The sequence below is a fragment of the Myroides sp. A21 genome (assembly GCF_000807225.1).
GTDB lineage: Bacteria > Bacteroidota > Bacteroidia > Flavobacteriales > Flavobacteriaceae > Flavobacterium > Flavobacterium odoratimimum.
In genome coordinates, this window is record NZ_CP010327.1 from 1,548,248 (window position 1) to 1,564,931 (window position 16,684).

16 protein-coding genes are annotated in these 16,684 nt (G+C 36.2%); 6 read left to right on the forward strand and 10 right to left on the reverse strand.

Annotated features, from left to right (window positions below; translation table 11 throughout):
• Position 1 precedes the first annotated feature (1 nt).
• A complete protein-coding gene (locus MYRA21_RS07135) occupies positions 2–1,174 on the reverse strand; it encodes a BamA/TamA family outer membrane protein (RefSeq protein WP_006257632.1) in 1,173 nt (390 codons plus the stop codon).
• A gap of 123 nt (positions 1,175–1,297) precedes the next feature.
• Entirely contained in the window at positions 1,298–2,488 is a 1,191-nt protein-coding gene (locus MYRA21_RS07140) for an aromatic amino acid transporter (RefSeq protein ID WP_006257631.1), read from the reverse strand.
• Positions 2,489–3,031: 543 nt separating this feature from the next.
• Between MYRA21_RS07140 and MYRA21_RS07145 the strand changes: the two genes are divergently transcribed.
• The 6 genes from MYRA21_RS07145 to MYRA21_RS07170 all read left to right on the forward strand — a co-directional run bounded on the left by MYRA21_RS07145 (position 3,032) and on the right by MYRA21_RS07170 (position 9,750).
• Positions 3,032–3,406, forward strand: a complete 375-nt coding sequence (locus MYRA21_RS07145) for a hypothetical protein (RefSeq protein ID WP_006257630.1) — start codon at positions 3,032–3,034, stop codon at positions 3,404–3,406.
• Between the two features lie 92 nt (positions 3,407–3,498).
• Entirely contained in the window at positions 3,499–5,847 is a 2,349-nt protein-coding gene (locus tag MYRA21_RS07150) for a TonB-dependent receptor (protein ID WP_235280046.1), read from the forward strand.
• Position 5,848: 1 nt separating this feature from the next.
• A complete protein-coding gene (locus tag MYRA21_RS07155) occupies positions 5,849–6,211 on the forward strand; it encodes a hypothetical protein (RefSeq protein ID WP_006257628.1) in 363 nt (120 codons plus the stop codon).
• Between the two features lie 65 nt (positions 6,212–6,276).
• The gene (locus tag MYRA21_RS07160; protein ID WP_006257627.1) at positions 6,277–6,813 is read left to right on the forward strand and encodes a DUF4625 domain-containing protein; all 537 of its coding nucleotides are present in this window, start codon (positions 6,277–6,279) and stop codon (positions 6,811–6,813) included.
• 132 nt (positions 6,814–6,945) lie between these two features.
• Positions 6,946–9,051 carry a prolyl oligopeptidase family protein gene (locus tag MYRA21_RS07165; RefSeq protein ID WP_006257626.1) on the forward strand — a complete coding sequence of 702 codons (2,106 nt, stop codon included), beginning with the start codon at positions 6,946–6,948 and terminating at the stop codon, positions 9,049–9,051.
• Between the two features lie 339 nt (positions 9,052–9,390).
• Positions 9,391–9,750 (forward strand): hypothetical protein, encoded by a 360-nt coding sequence (locus MYRA21_RS07170; protein WP_225581463.1) that lies wholly within the window; start codon positions 9,391–9,393, stop codon positions 9,748–9,750.
• 255 nt (positions 9,751–10,005) lie between these two features.
• Here MYRA21_RS07170 and MYRA21_RS07175 read toward each other — a convergent pair whose 3' ends face one another.
• The 8 genes from MYRA21_RS07175 to MYRA21_RS07210 all read right to left on the reverse strand — a co-directional run bounded on the left by MYRA21_RS07175 (position 10,006) and on the right by MYRA21_RS07210 (position 16,414).
• A complete protein-coding gene (locus MYRA21_RS07175) occupies positions 10,006–10,761 on the reverse strand; it encodes an SDR family oxidoreductase (protein ID WP_006257624.1) in 756 nt (251 codons plus the stop codon).
• Between the two features lie 70 nt (positions 10,762–10,831).
• The gene (locus MYRA21_RS07180) at positions 10,832–11,422 is read right to left on the reverse strand and encodes a DUF1684 domain-containing protein (protein WP_006257623.1); all 591 of its coding nucleotides are present in this window, start codon (positions 11,420–11,422) and stop codon (positions 10,832–10,834) included.
• Between the two features lie 98 nt (positions 11,423–11,520).
• Entirely contained in the window at positions 11,521–11,994 is a 474-nt protein-coding gene (locus MYRA21_RS07185; RefSeq protein ID WP_006257622.1) for a Dps family protein, read from the reverse strand.
• A gap of 176 nt (positions 11,995–12,170) precedes the next feature.
• Complete coding sequence (locus MYRA21_RS07190; RefSeq protein WP_006257621.1) at positions 12,171–12,647, reverse strand: hypothetical protein; 477 nt, start codon at positions 12,645–12,647, stop codon at positions 12,171–12,173.
• A gap of 75 nt (positions 12,648–12,722) precedes the next feature.
• The gene (gene mtgA, locus MYRA21_RS07195; protein WP_006257620.1) at positions 12,723–13,442 is read right to left on the reverse strand and encodes a monofunctional biosynthetic peptidoglycan transglycosylase; all 720 of its coding nucleotides are present in this window, start codon (positions 13,440–13,442) and stop codon (positions 12,723–12,725) included.
• Positions 13,443–13,597: 155 nt separating this feature from the next.
• Positions 13,598–14,314, reverse strand: a complete 717-nt coding sequence (locus tag MYRA21_RS07200; protein ID WP_006257619.1) for a 3-ketoacyl-ACP reductase — start codon at positions 14,312–14,314, stop codon at positions 13,598–13,600.
• Between the two features lie 66 nt (positions 14,315–14,380).
• Positions 14,381–15,151, reverse strand: a complete 771-nt coding sequence (locus MYRA21_RS07205; protein WP_006257618.1) for a DUF3050 domain-containing protein — start codon at positions 15,149–15,151, stop codon at positions 14,381–14,383.
• Between the two features lie 84 nt (positions 15,152–15,235).
• On the reverse strand, positions 15,236–16,414 hold the full coding sequence (locus MYRA21_RS07210; protein ID WP_006257617.1) for an acyl-CoA dehydrogenase family protein: 1,179 nt from the start codon (positions 16,412–16,414) through the stop codon (positions 15,236–15,238).
• Positions 16,415–16,684 lie beyond the last annotated feature (270 nt).

Here is a 16,684-nt window from a genome sequence, read left to right on the forward strand (position 1 = left end):
CTTAAAACGATTCATAGATATTAAAATAGAATCCACTCTGTCCTTTACCAAAACCATAGTCAAGACGTACGTTCACTCTATTTTTAAACTCCCATCTATATCCTATACCATAGGTTGGTAAGGTGTGGCTCCAGTCAAACTTGTCCATATTCTCGAACACATTACCTGCACCACCCCATACTGCTACACCATGTCGGTTATGTATTTTTTGTCTTAGCTCTACCTGTGTATTGATCTGTTTTCTATCTCGATATTGCCCACTGTAGTACCCTCTCATCTGTCTAGCTCCTCCTAGCTTAGAAAGCATTGTCCATGGCACTTCACCATTGTTAAACTCTCCGTTTAGGTCGAAGGCTATTAGACCATCTTTCCACACCTGCTGGTATGCACGTGCTGTAAAGTTAATTTTTCCGAAGTGCTTATTACTTCCCAGTGTTTTCGGGAAAAAAGTCTGTTCATATTGGATAAAGATTCCTTTACTCGGGTTAGGGATAAAGTCTCTACTGTCATATGACGCGATAAATCCTCCTCCGATAGCCGTGTCTTTAGAGTCTGTATCAGGTCTCACCTCCATATCTCTGAAGTTTCTACTCTGAATATTCTGAGCAGAAAAGACTAATCCTACATACGTATTCGGCAACACTTTTCTCAATACATCAAATTTCAAGCCTAAGTGATATTCATCGTATTTTACATAGTCTCCTTGGCTACCTGCCTCGTATCCTATACCATAGTATTTACTAGGCATATATTTAAATGCCATATCGTAGTGAAATCGGTAATCATCATTAGGAAATATCGTTGTGTTCTCTACTCCGATAGCGAAGAATCCACTTGTAGTAAAGTTAGTATAAATAGCGAGATCAGATGGGGGTAAGTCTAGGTTCTCTTTATCTACTCTGTATAGTCCAGAAGCGACTATCCCTAGTCCTAGTTTAGTATCTACAGAGTAGCTCGGCCCACCTATGAATGAAAGGTCAAATTTGCTCTGTGATTTATCTTTCTTAGCTTCTTCAAAATAAGAAACTACACGTTCAAAAAATTTCTGTTTTGCTGCCGTGCTATCCCGTTGCTCTTCATTAGAGATGACTTCTGCACTTTGTTGTGCAAAAGATACGGTGTTCGTTATCAGTGTGATAACGAATATTGTTGTTAGTAAGTATTTGTTTATCATATAATAATTTAAGCTTGCAAATTTACGCAATTTCTAGGTCTTAGAATCTGGTAAATTCCTAAATTAAAATGATACAAAACGTTTCTTAACTAACTTTTAGAAAGTTTATAAAACATTTAGGTTTTAGCTTTTGCTAACGACTAATAGTTGTGCAAATACTATTACTAAAGAAAGTATTAATATAAAACTGATAATGAAATATTGTAACAACGAAATTTTGATTTTGTGAAATCTCATTGCCTTTAAATACAGCACCACAGGAATAACTAATGCTAATATAACACCTGCTATCGCTGCATATCCTAATGCCAAGATAAAACCTTCTGGATAGAAGAGTGCAAATAGTAGTGGCGGTATGAATGTACAGATAGCAGCTAGAGGCTTGATTAATTTTTTTGACTTATTTTTAAACAAATCTTTATAGTAATCTAATAATCCAATACTTACTCCTAAGAAAGAGGTACCTAATGCTGCTGCTGCAAAGAAACTAAATAAAGTCTCTATATACGTAGAGTGCGACAACTCTCGTATACTAAGTAATAACCCTTTTACCTCAGAGTGTTCTTGCAATATCTGCATAAAGACAGTTTGATCTAAAGTTCCTAATATAACGATCTGCCAAACTAAATAAATCACTAAGGGTAGTAAGCTTCCTAGTATAAAAGCTCTTTTTAATAGTTTCTTATTCCCCTCTAGATAATCAACGATACTAGGGATACTTCCATGAAAACCAAAAGAGGTGAATATCGCAGGGATAGACATAATCACTAGACCTTGTGATAAGGGCATGTGAAGTAGATTTGCTCCTTCTATCAGAGGAGTCATAACGATCACTAATAGTGCTAAGAAGATAAGCTTACCTGTAAAAAGAATACGAGTAAACCAATCTACCCATCTCGTCCCAATAATCACAATAGTACTGAATATAGCTGAGAAGATAAGCACAGCTAAGCGGTCGTCTAGATTAGTGTCTAGTAGAAGGTCTATATTCGTCTTTAGGATTGTCCCTCCGCCAGACATATATGCAGCTGTTAGCCCATAGATTAGGAACATAAGACTTAGCCCTGCTATTCTGTTCACAGTGAATCCTGCATACTTTCTAGTCAAGGTATCAAAGCCATCTTTAGGACTATTAAAATCATAAATACGAACCATCAACAATGCTGTATAACACATCGCAAACCAAATGATAAATAACAGTAAAGTAGCCCCTATAAAGCCTACTCCTGCTGATGTGATAGGCATAGCTAACATTCCTCCACCGATAGAAGAACCCGCTATAATTAATATACTACCTAATAGTCTGCTATTCATTATTAATGATTTTTTATGAAAAACAAAGGTAACAAAACACAAACAATAATTTTTGCTTTAAGCTGAACACATTTGCACAGTTAGAGATATGGGGTAAACAATAACTGTACAGCTATAGTAGGACGAGACAAACCCTAATTGGACTTATCGCATAGTGGTCGCATAGTTATCGGATACTGCTCGCATAAAAAAGGGCTAAAAGTATGCGATCACTATGGAATCAGTATACTAGTGTTACCTTATTATACTATCGAAGGACTGAAGTGGTTTAATATTGATTACAGTGTTTTAGGAAGGAGGTTGTTTTATTGTTGTTAGAATATTTGATTTTAGTTTATGATTCTGATTTAAAATATGTTATGTATTGAGAAAGCTAGAATTGTAAGAAGTATTGTTTTAGAGTAGGAAAATGAATAAATACCTTGTTTATAAAAGAGATTAATCGAATAAGAATTAGAAAGAGGGTGACTCTCAATATGAACTAATTATTAAATATTATCATTCATATTGTCTATTTCTAGCATTCTTGTCTATATTTGCAGTATGCAAGCAAAGAAAAACATATCAAGAATATTGTTGGTGGTAGCCATTATGTTTACCATCGTTTTTCAGTTTATGCATAGTTTTGAACATATTGTTTCTTCAGTAGAGTACGAAAAAGAACACAGTACACATGCTCATTTTAATGAAAGTAGAGGAGATCTATCGGATCAACTTACTTTTAAGGAAGCACATAGTCAGCTAGACAAGTGTTTTGTCTGTGATACTATACTTAACCCTGCTATCACTTCAGATGTATTGTCTGTAGAGTTCATTACTTATGATGTAGCCAGATCAGTTCAGGATATTGTATCACTATCTATTATACCTCTTTCACAGGTATTCTTTTCCCTTAGGGCACCCCCTGTATTAGCATAAATTATTGTTTAAGTCTCTTGCAATCTTTGCAAAGGGATAGATTATTTATGTACAATTAAATTATTAGCGATTAAATGAGAATATCTATTCTTATGCTTTCACTAGTGGCTTCTATTGGTACTTACGCACAACAATATGTTGTAAAGGGTAAGGTATCAGACATATATGGAGAAGCATTAGTAGGGAGTAATATAACTTTTTCGGGATTACAGTCTGGAACTGACCTGAAGGGACAATTTATATCTACACCTGTATCTGCAGGTCAACACCGTTTATTAGTTGAATATCTTGGTTATAAGACTGTTGATACCTTGCTTACAGTGAAGTCTGATATGTATTTAGATTTGCACCTTAAGGAGGACAATACACTGCTAGACCAAGTAGTTGTATCGACACATGGGCTAAAGACGATTGCGAATACTGAGGTAGTTAGTAATAAGCAACTAGTAGAGAGTTTTTCAGGCTCATTTGCTAAAACCTTGACATCAGTACCAGGGGTTAATGCTATGGAGATAGGGGCAGGAGCTTCTAAACCTATTATTCGAGGACTTGGATTTAACCGTGTAGCTGTCGCTGAGAATGGGGCCAAACAAGAAGGTCAACAGTGGGGAGCAGACCATGGATTAGAGATAGATGCCTTCAGTACTGAAGAAGTAGAAGTGATAAAGGGTGTAGGTACTATTGAGTATGGGAGTGATGCAATCGGAGGTGTGATCAAGATTAATAATGAGAAGGTACCAGAAGTACACTCATTTAGTGGAAGTGCTACTATGTTTGGCAAGACAGTTAACGATTCGTATGGTGCTTCTGTACAGGTAAAGGGAAGAGATGAGAAGTTCTTCTATAAGTTTAAAGCAACAGGTCAAGATGCTGGTGACTATCGTGTACCTGTGTCTGAGATAAACTATTTAAACACTGTGATTCCTATCTATGGCAATAGAATGAAGAATACTGCTTCTAAGAACTTTGCACTATATGGACAAATAGGATATGTGGATAATAACTTTAAAAATATCCTGAGCATTAGTAATGTTTATGACAAGAGTGGATTCTTTCCAGGATCTCACGGATTGCCTAATGTGGCATCTGTAGCAGATGACGGGAATCACCGCAATATAGAATACCCACGTCAGAACGTCAATCACTTTAAGGTAGTGAATACAACTACATGGGATAGTTCATTACAAGATAAGTGGACTTTTATGGTCGCTTATCAAAATAATAGAAGACAAGAGCACAGCTTGTTTCACTCTCACTTTGATGATCAAACACCACCAAGTTCTAACCCTAATCTAGAGTTACAGTTTGTATTAAATACAGTAGATGCTTCTGTGAAGTATGAACATCTATTTAATAACAACCATAAGTTGACATTAGGAGTACAACAGAATTTTCAGAACAATACCATTGACGGATACGGATTCTTATTACCCAAGTTTAATAGACAGAGTACAGGTGTATTCGGGATGTATGAGTATTTCGTGAATGATAAATTGACTTTAGAAGGAGGAGCACGCTTTGACTATGCAAGTGTACATGTTAAGCCGTTTTATGATCAATTCTTATTTGACTATTTAAAAGAACAGGGCTATGCAGATCAGCTAGCTAATAAATATGCACAGAGAAGTACGACTACAGATAGAGACTTCAATAGTGTGAATGGAATGGTAGGTGCAAAGTATACGCTAAACGACAACTTTAATTTTGGAGCTACCGTGGGTACTAACTTTAGATTCCCCACTGCTATTGAGTTAGCATCTAATGGTGTTCACCACGGAGCTTTTAGACATGAGAAAGGGAATCCTGATCTTAATCCAGAGAAGGGGATTGCATTAGACTTTAGAGCAGAGTTTAAGACTCCTACGTTTAATACGACGTTTAGCCCTTATTTATATTATTTTTCTAATTATATCTACCTAAAGCCATCAGGTAAGTTCTCTATACTACCAGATAGTGGGCAGATTTATGAATATACCCAGTCAGAAGCTATCATTAGCGGTTTTGAATGGAAAGTAGAGAAACGTTTTTTTGATCGTCTAAATATATCAGCAGTACTTGAGTATATCTATAATCAGCAAGTGTCTAATGGGCAGAACGGAGCTTATCCATTGCCATTCACTCCTCCGATGAATGTATTCGGAGAGGTTAGATATAGCTTTAGAGATACGGATCTGTTTAAAGAGTCAGAAGTGTACTTTAACGGGAAGTGGTATGCTGAGCAAGAACGTATTGCACAGGGAGAAGAAGTGACACCTAGTAGTCAGAGCTTCGGTGCTGGAGTGTCTTCTACAGTACAGTTTGGTAAGTTTAAGGCGCGTACTACACTGTCTATCTCAAATATGTTCGATACGAAGATATTAAATCATACGAGCTTCTACAGACCATTAGGTATACCTGAGTTAGGACGTTCAATACAATTGATGATACAAGTACCATTCTGATATGACAGATAAGAACATACGTGCTATAGTATGTTCGCTATGGTGTACTTTATTCTTAGTACCTATACTGAACAATACTCTTCACTATGTCATCATTGATCATCACTTTGGGCAGAAGTCAGCTAAATTAGAATATGTAGATAGTAATACGATTCACTACTGTGAGCAGTATATATGTAAGCTCTCACCTGCTATAGAACACATAGTCTCCACACTAGTGTTATGGGTCGAGAGAGTACACGATGAATTAGTAATCGAGGTAGTAGTCAGCTATAAAGAGTGTCTGTTTCCTTTTTATTGGTTAAGAGGACCACCTGCAGAAGAGTTAACTCATTTTGCACTAGGTAAGAACAAAGACATTTAACTCATTCTCCAGATTGTGCTAGGCTAAGTATAAAGTCACAATCTGGATTTTTAAACATTAAAAAAATGAAACAATTAAAATATATAGCAAGCGTAACTTTATTAAGTAGTATATTATTTACATCATGTCTGAAGAGTGATTCAGATGTAGATACTCAAAAACCTGTGATCGTGTTAAACGCACCAGAAGAAGGAGCTAAATTAGAAGCAGGAGAGACTATCCACTTTGATATGGATGTATCAGATAATATCGCCTTAGGGTCTTATGATATTGACATTCACTCAGCTGAGGGGCATACGCATACACACAGTGTATCTGTACGACATGCTGACCACGATCATGACCATGATCACGATGATGAAGAGAACGCACACCGCAAATCGTTTAAATATAAAAATAGCTGGGATGATATCTATGGACAGCGAAATGCACATATACATCACCACGAAATCTTAATAGACAAAGAGGCAAAGAGAGGTGAATACCACTTTGTAGTAAAAGTATTAGATAAGGCAGGTAACCAAGCTATGGAATTTAGAACTGTGAATATTGTAAACCCAGGAGAGGGAGATCATGATCACGACCATGAACACAAGCATTAATAATAGGAAATAATGTTAATATATAGAGAGTAAGGAGGATTCTCCTTGCTCTTTATATATTTATGGATATATTTACTAACTTATTATTTAAGAAAACAATAACTAACTTAAACATTTATGAGAAAAACACTTATGACTTTACTAGTTGCTACAATCATAGTTTCTTGTAAGCAAGGAGCTACGGAAGAAGCAAATGTAGAACTAAAGTACCCAGACACGAAAAAAGGTGAGGTAGTAGATACTTACTTCGGTGTAGAAGTAGCTGACCCATATAGATGGTTAGAAGATGATAGATCAGAAGAAACTGCTGCTTGGGTAAAAGCAGAGAACCAAGTTACTTTTGATTATTTAGCTCAGATTCCTTTTAGAGATGACCTAAAGAAACAAATGGAAGAGGCATGGAACTACGAGAAGATCGGTGCTCCATTTAAAGAAGGTAAATACACTTATTTCTTTAAAAATGACGGGTTACAGAATCAGTCTATTTTATACCGCAAAGATGAAGCTGGTAAAGAAGAAGTATTCTTAGATCCTAACACATTCTCTAAAGATGGTACTACATCATTAGGAAGTATTGATTTCTCTGAGGATGGTTCTAAAGTAGCTTACGCTATCTCTGAAGGTGGAAGTGACTGGAGAAAGATTATCGTTCTAGATGCAGAAACAAAACAAGTGATAGGTGATACATTAGTAGATGTGAAGTTTAGTGGTGTTTCTTGGTTTGGTAATGAAGGGTTCTATTACTCTAGTTATGATAAACCAACAGGTAGTGAATTATCTGCGAAGACAGATCAACATAAATTATATTACCACAAATTAGGTACAGCTCAGAAAGAGGATGCTCTAATCTTCGGAAAAGATCAGAAGAGACGTTACGTAGGTGGAGGAGTGACTAGTGATAATAAATATTTAATTATTACAGCTGCTAATTCTACTTATGGAAACGAGCTTTATGTGAAAGATCTAACTGTAGCGAATAGTCCTATTGTTACTGTAGTAAATAACTTCGATAGCAGTAATGGAGTATTAGATAGTAAAGATGGTAAATTATATATCGTAACAGATTATAAAGCACCTAACACAAGAGTAGTAACTGTAGATGCTAAGAACCCAGGACAAGCGAATTGGGTTGACTTTATCGCAGAAACGAAGAATGTATTGACACCTTCAACAGGAGCTGGATATATCTTCGCTAACTACCTAAAAGATGCTGTAGCGTATGTAGAGCAGTATGACTATACAGGTAAAAAAGTGAGAGTAGTAGAATTACCAGGAGTTGGAACTGTTGGTGGTTTTGGTGGTAAAAAATCAGACACTACATTGTACTATTCTTTCACGAACTATATCACTGCAGGAAGTATCTATGCTTTCAATCCAGTAGATGGTACGTCTAAAGTATATGAGCAACCTAAAGTGAAGTTTGACTCTTCTCAATATGAGTCTAAACAAGTATTCTATACTTCTAAAGACGGAACTAAAGTACCGATGATCATTACACATAAAAAAGGTCTTAAGTTAGATGGTAAGAATCCTACTATGCTATATGCTTACGGAGGGTTTAATATTAGCTTGACTCCTTCATTTAGCATTGCTAATGCTATTTGGTTAGAGAATGGTGGTGTATATGCTGTACCAAACCTTAGAGGTGGTGGAGAGTATGGTAAAGAGTGGCACGTAGCAGGTACTCAATTACAAAAACAAAATGTATTTGATGACTTTATCGCTGCAGGTCAGTACTTAATTGACAATAAATATACTTCATCTGATTTCTTAGCTATTAAAGGTGGATCTAATGGAGGGTTATTAGTAGGAGCTACTATGACTCAACGTCCTGATCTTATGAAAGTAGCTTTACCAGCAGTAGGAGTATTAGATATGTTGCGTTACCACACATTCACAGCAGGTGCAGGATGGGCGTATGACTATGGTACTTCAGAAGATAGCAAAGAGATGTTCGAGTACTTAAAAGGATATTCTCCTCTACACAATGTGAAAGCTGTAGCATACCCTGCTACAATGGTAACTACTGGAGACCATGATGATAGAGTAGTACCAGCGCACAGCTTTAAGTTTGCAGCTGAGTTACAAGCTAAAAATACAGGTAATAACCCTATGTTAATTCGTATTGAAACGAATGCAGGACATGGTGCTGGTAAATCTATTGCTCAACAAATACAAGAGCACGTAGACTTACAAGCATTTACATTATACAATATGGGTATCAAGAAACTGAAATAGGAAACAACAGTTTTTAAATCCAATAAAGGCGAGTCAATATTTTGACTCGCCTTTTGTTTTTTTAAGAGACCTATTTTTATTCGTTTAGTTATAGTTCAGTCCAGTATGTTATTGATTCAGTTTCTCTATTAGATTAATAATGATTCTAGAAAATATAGATGTCACTAGTATCACAATATCAGATGCATACCTATAATTTATATTGCTCTCACTTTACCAATTTTGCTTTCTTAAGATTAAAAGTGAAATAGAAATTCTCAATTTGTAACAAACAAGACATATCTTGACATATATTTTAGACTTTTAAAATGTATGTTTGTGGAAATTATAAACAAAAACATGAAAAAATTATTAGCTATATTTATAGTATTAATGTGTGTTATGAGTTTTAATTCTTGTTCAAAAGACGAAGAGTTGAACCCTATTAGTACTTACAGATTAAAAGTAACAACAAATCCTAAAGAGACATATTTAATATTAACTTATGAAGGTGTGGGAGGTAATAATAGATATGAAATAGAAGGTAATAGTGAAATAGAAATTAAACAAAGAAAACACCACTCTACACAAATAAAGGTTTTAGTTTCCAATAATCCTGATAACAAAGTTAAATCACCATATATAAAATTAGAGTTATTTAAAGGAAAGAAATTAATAGCTTCGAAAGAAGGTTCTTATTTTGTTCAATTATCTCATTAATTTTTTTCTTGTTTTTTACAAAGTCTATATAAGTACTTTCACTTTAAAGAAATAAAAGTGCAAAAAAGTCTTTGGACTGACTTTAAAAAGTTGGACAAATTGATGCAACTTTTTCAATACAAGTGAATGAGACTTACAAGCATTTACACTATACAATATGGGTATCAAGAAACAGAAATAGGAAACAACAGTTTTTAAATAAAATAGAGGCGAGTCAATATTTTGACTCGCCTTTTTAATTTATCGCCTTTTTCTTTATGATGTTTTTATCTTTGGAAAGCCTCCATCTACACTTAGCTCTGTACCTACTATGTATGAAGCGGCATCAGAAGCTAAGAACATGACTGCTTCTGCTACTTCAGACGCTTGACCGAAGCGCTGTATAGGCACCTGTGGTGCAAAGGAAGTCGTGAAAGATTCGACCTGTTCTTTGGATAAGTTTGATCGGTCGAAGTAATTCGTTTGGATAGGACCAGGAGATATAGCATTAACGCGTATTCCTCTACTGATTAATTCAGAGGCAAAGGTCTTAGTGAACGATTGTACAGCTGCCTTAGCAGCAGAATAGACACTAGAGTTTTGCATCCCTACTTCTGTGACAATAGAAGTGTTTAGCACAATAGCGCTATCACTAGACATAAGAGGTAAGACCTGCTGTACAGTGAATAGAGTCCCCTTAACGATAGTATTGAACATCTCTTCATAGTGCGTCTCGTCTATTAGTTCTAGTGGAGCATATTTGCCAAAACCAGCATTGACAAACACAATGTCTAAACGAGTAGTATAGTGTCGTAACTGTTCACCTAGACGCATAAGGTCTACCATATTACCTGCGTCAGAGACGATACCTATAGCCTGATGACCTAGTTCTGCTACTGTACTGTCGATAGTATGTTTATTTCTACCTGTGATGATGACCTGTGCACCGTGTTGGATAAATAGGAGTGCCGTTGCTTTACCGATACCACTAGTTCCACCAGTGATAAGCGCTATTTTACCTTTTAGTTTCATTTTACTGTATTTAGAAACCCAAAAGTATATTGACTCTTACTCACTCACAATCCGTTTCTTGCTACTCTGCTTATTCGTATTTATAATTTTTTACACCAGCATTTATTTCTACTTCTATGAAGTTTTGTTCAGGTGGTATAGGGCATGAGTACTTAGGGTTATACACACAGAATGGATTATAAGCCTGATTAAAGTTTAGAGTGATAAGGTCTCCTTCTGGTATCTCTAAATCTATATATCTACCTCCACCATAAGTAGTCACCCCAGAAGTAAGATCTGTAAAGGGTAAGAATAGATGATTAGCATAGTCTTCTTTCTTTAGGATATCTAGATCCTGAAAGACATCTACTTTATGTTCTTTTTTATCTAATGTAAAGTGTAGTTCTCCGTATTTGACATAATTCAGCTTATTCGAAGTCGTTGTAGGCATCGTAAAAGGCTTTTCGTCTGGTGTGCGAACTAGTTTAGCTTCTACAACATAATCTTCTGTTATAGGGAAGAAATCAAGTCCTTTAAACTTCTTTAGGGCATCCTTAGGTAATGGAGATGTTTTAGAGTCGCTAAACTCTTTGTTGAGTTCTTTTTGGAATACCTCTGCTCTTTCTATATCTGTTTTAGGTTGAGAACACGATACTAGTAGGGATAATACTGCTCCCAACATAAATAGCTTTTTCATATTGGTTATTGTTGTTTGAGGTAAAAGTAACAAAAAAGGTTTGCCCAAAAAAGGCAAACCTTGATATAATGTTGTTTCACTGATTATCCTAAGTGAGAACGTAGCATCCAAGCTGTTTTCTCATGCGCTTCCATTAAGCCGATTAAGAAGTCAGCAGTACTCTTATCATTAGACTCTTCAATAGCATCTATATTCTGTCTGATGAATGATACGATTACCTCATAGTCTATTAATAACTCAGCTATCCAAGACTTACTATCTGTATCTGTAGTTTTTCTCTCTTCTGTTAAGTGAGTTAGTTTTAAGTAATCTTTTAAAGAAGAAGGAGCATAGTGTCCTAGAGTTTTAATACGTTCTGCTACAGCATCTACATTCACTGCTAGTTCTGTATATAGTTCTTCGAAGTATACGTGTTTAGAATGGAAGTCTACCCCCGTTACGTTATAATGAGCATTTCTCGCTTTAGTGTAAAGGATAAACTCATCTGCTAATAATTTAGATAGTACTTCTGCATTGAATTGACGTGCGTTGTCTGTAAGACCGATATTTGTTTTCATAGTGTTTTGATTTTTTATTACTATGTAAATGTACGAAATATATTAGGCAATGTCATTGATACGTAATTGTTTATATTTATGAAGATATTAAAAATATCTATAAAATTTATAGTATCCTTATAAGAGTAAACAAAAAAAGGAGCTCGTCATGAGCTCCTTTCCGTATTCTATAAATACTATTTTTTTAGTTTGTCAGCTGCGTCTTTCATCGCACCTTTTACTTCATCAGCTTTCTTTTCAGTAGCTTCTTTCACTTCTTCTACTTTTTTCTCAGTAGCGTCTTTTACTTCTTCTACTTTTTCTTCAGTAGCATCTTTAGCGTTTTCTACTGCATCACCAGCTTTTTTGCTTACTTCTTCGAATTTAGCTTTAGCATCATCCCAAGTTTTTTGTGCAGCTTCTAAAGCTTTGTTAGCTTCTTCTTGAGCTTTTTTGTCTCCTTTTTTAACAGCTTCTTCTACTGCTTTCTTAGCATCAGCTAATTTTGTTTCAGCTTCAGTTTTAGCTTTTTCAAATTCTGATACAGCAGCTGATTCTTCTGTTGTAGCTTCTGTGTTTTCTACAGCTGGAGTTGTTTCTTCAGCTTTTGTGTCTTTACATGAAGTAGCGAATAATAATCCAACTACTGCGAATGATAACAATACTTTTTTCATAGGAATTTATTTTAGTTCCTAACAAAGTTATAAAAAAACTATGTTAATACTGTAATTTAAATAGTTAAAATAGGATTACTTCTTTTTATTCTCTGTTTTATTAGCTCCTTTCTTATTAAAATCGAGAGGACCGAAGTTGTTCACATAACGTGTGATTGTATTCTTTCTTTTCGCGATATATGGTCCAGAGTTATTGGCTTTATATCGTCTCGGACTCGGTAGGATGACCGCAATACCTGCTGCTTGATTAGCAGTTAAGCTCTTTGCATCTTTATTATACCAATGCTTTGCCGCAGCCTGTGCTCCATAGACACCATCACCCATCTCTATACTATTTAGATAGACTTCTAGGATTCTCTCCTTAGGCCATAAGAACTCTATCAGTACAGTGAAGTACGCTTCAAAGCCTTTGCGGATATAACTACGCCCTGGCCATAAGAACACATTCTTAGCAGTCTGTTGTGAGATGGTGCTACCGCCTTTGATCTTTTTGCCTTTTTCATTGTTCTTCATTGCTTTCTCTATGGCTTTAAAATCAAAACCATTATGCGTCAAGAAGTGTCCATCCTCACTAGCGATCACTGCCTTCTGTAGATTGACATTGATGTCGTCTAGAGGTACCCATTTATGTTGTAGTGTCATTGGTTTGCCGTCTTTGACCTGTTCATACAGTCTGATAAACATCAGTGGGGTATAAGGTACAGGGACAAAACGAAAGACTAGTACTGAGAAAATACTCAGTCCAAAAAAGAGAAGTGCTAGCTTTAAAAAGAAGCGTATTATTTTTCGTATCATGACGAAATAATGTATATAAATCGGCGCAAAAGTAAATAAAAAAACGGTTGCTAAATAAAAAATTAATACAATAAAAAACTCGCCAAAATAGCGAGTTTAGGTTGTAATCATAATAAGTAATAAGAAAGAATAGGAGTCAAACCTCTCCTTCTAATTTATTGAGGATTAGTTGTCCACAGCGATGCTGTTTTAACCATGGCTCTTCTTGGTAATCTCAATGTAGCTACGATAAGCTCTGCGAAGTCCTCTGGCTGTAAGATATGATCAGGGTTACCATCTGTAAGCCCTAATTCTATAGACATATCTGATGCGATAGTACTTGGCGTTAGCGTACATACTCTAATGTTGTTTTTACGCACTTCCTTCATTAGTGATTCAGACATCCCGATCACTGCAAATTTAGACGCAGAGTATGCAGACGTAGTTGCATTTCCGTTAAGACCAGCTGTAGAAGCTACGTTGAAGATATCTCCTTCATTCTGATCTATTAAGTGAGGTAGTACTTCTCTAGTCACATTATACACTCCCATCACGTTAGTAAGTAAGATCTCTTCCCAACGCTCAGCAGACATATCTGTGAATTTTCCGAATTCTGATATACCAGCATTGTTCACTAATATATCTACTCCTCCTAATGTTTCTATTAATTTAGCTATTTCAGCTTTTACTTTTGCTTTATCAGTCACATCGAATACGGCATAAGTAGCTTTCACTCCTAATGCTTCTAACTCTGTAACAGTAGCTTGTAATGTTTTCTCGTTTCTACCAGTAATAGCAACGTTTATCCCTTCTTGAGCGAAAGCAATAGCAGTAGCTTTACCTAATCCTCTTCCACCTCCGGTGATAATTGCGTTTTTACCTTTCAATTTCATGTTTTTAATGCTTTTGTGTAAATATATGTAAATTAATGAGAAATTAGTGTTTTGTAAACGTTAAACTTACTTGGTTTTTATAAATTTTTCGATAGAATTCCACAAGTTATAACGTTTTATTAGTGCCTGTTTAGAGATTGCGATGACATCTTGCCATTTCTGTTGATCATCTCCACATAGCTCAGAGATCATCTTCATCGCCATCGGACCATGCTCATCTCCATCTAGTTCGATATGACGTTCGAAGTAATACACTAGCTTTGTCAAGTCTGTCTCAGGGAAGTTTTGTTGAAAACCTTTTAAGATTTCGGTAAACATATCTGGTATCAAATCTTCGCGACCAAATGTGAAGGCTGCTGCGATCTCATGTGCTTTACCTCCTTCGATAGTCTTGAATGTAAAGTTTAAAAACTCTTTTACCCCTTCATCTAAGTCTGTCTGTGCTATCGCTTCGAAGATAGGTGTACCAGACTTAAGAGTGCGGATAAGTGCTTCGATAGCAGTAGTATCTGCTTTAGCCGTTATCATCGCATCTAAGTACATCTCGAAGTGGCTCAGACGCTGTCCATCATAGGCTAGGTCTGACTCTTCTGCTAGTACAATCTCGTTGATCAAATAGCGTGTCTGTGGAAACTCTGAGGCAAACCAAGGAGTCGTAGTACAAGTCAATTGTTGTTGTAACGCTTTAAGCAATGACATAAAATCCCATACCGCATATACATGCCCTTCCATAAATGTACATAAGTGAGGGATAGTCTTTATTTTATTATAAAGAGGGTGTTGAAGTAACGCATTTCTTTCTTCAGCTATCTGTGCATTGATTTCTTGAATAGTCATATCTTCTAAAATTTAGTACAAAAGTAAAAAAGCTTCACCGAAAGGCGAAGCTCTTTGTATAAAGTTTATCTATAAAGATATTTATTACTTAAATGCAGGGAATCCTGTCACATCCATACCTGTTATTAACAAGTGGATATCATGTGTCCCCTCATAGGTCACTACAGATTCTAAGTTCATCATGTGGCGCATGATAGAGTATTCTCCTGTGATACCCATACCTCCCAACATCTGACGCGCATCACGTGCGATGTCTAATGCCATAGCCACATTGTTTCGTTTAGCCATAGAGATCTGTGCAGAAGTAGCTCTTCCTTCGTCTCTCAGTACGCCTAATCTCCAAGTTAACAACTGTGCTTTAGTGATCTCTGTGATCATCTCTGCTAATTTCTTTTGTTGTAACTGAGTCGCACCGATAGGTTTGTCGAACTGTATGCGCTCTTTCGAGTAGCGAAGTGCTGTGTCATAGCAGTCCATAGCAGCTCCGATAGCTCCCCATGCGATACCATATCTAGCAGAATCTAGACAGCCTAGAGGCGCTCCTAATCCTGATTTGTTTGGCAATAAGTTAGCTTTAGGTACTTTGACATTATCGAATATTAACTCCCCTGTAGCCGAAGCTCTCAGTGACCACTTATTATGTGTCTCTGGAGTAGTGAAGCCTTCCATACCACGCTCTACGATCAGCCCGTGTATACGCCCTTCTTCATTCTTAGCCCATACTACAGCGATGTCTGCGAATGGAGCATTAGAGATCCACATTTTAGCCCCATTTAGCAGGTAGTGGTCTCCCATATCTTTAAAGTTAGTCAGCATCCCACCTGGGTTAGAACCGTGATCTGGCTCTGTTAATCCAAAGCATCCGATATACTCTCCCGTCGCTAACTTAGGTAGGTACTTCATGCGTTGCTCCTCATTACCATACTTCCAGATAGGGTACATCACTAGTGAAGACTGTACTGATGAGGTAGAACGAATACCAGAATCTCCTCTCTCGATCTCCTGCATGATTAGTCCATACGAAATTTGGTCTAATCCTGCTCCTCCATATTCTGTAGGGATATAAGGACCGAATCCACCTATCTCGGCTAACCCTGGTATTAATTGTTTTGGAAATTCTGCACGTTGAGCGAAGTCTTCTATAATAGGAGAAACTTCTTTCTTCACCCATGCTCTCGCTGTATCTCTAATTAACTTGTGTTCATTACTTAACAAGTCGTCTAATAAGTAATAATCAGGTGCCTGAAATAAATCTGGTCTCATATATCAATATCGTTTTTTGTGGTTGTATAACAAAAATAGACATTATTTCGAATTGACCAATTTTTACCTCTAAAAGAGAATATAAAAATTCAAATACACGTCGTTTTTATACAAATAATGCTTTATTTCTATCTTAATCTATAGTAGATGGTTCGGGTACAACCTGAATACAGTTCGGTAAACTACCTCTTATCCCAAGTAAATACTGGGTGTTACCGAATAGCTTCCGAATAAAAATAAATGGAATAAGCTTAAAGTTTTGAATCACAG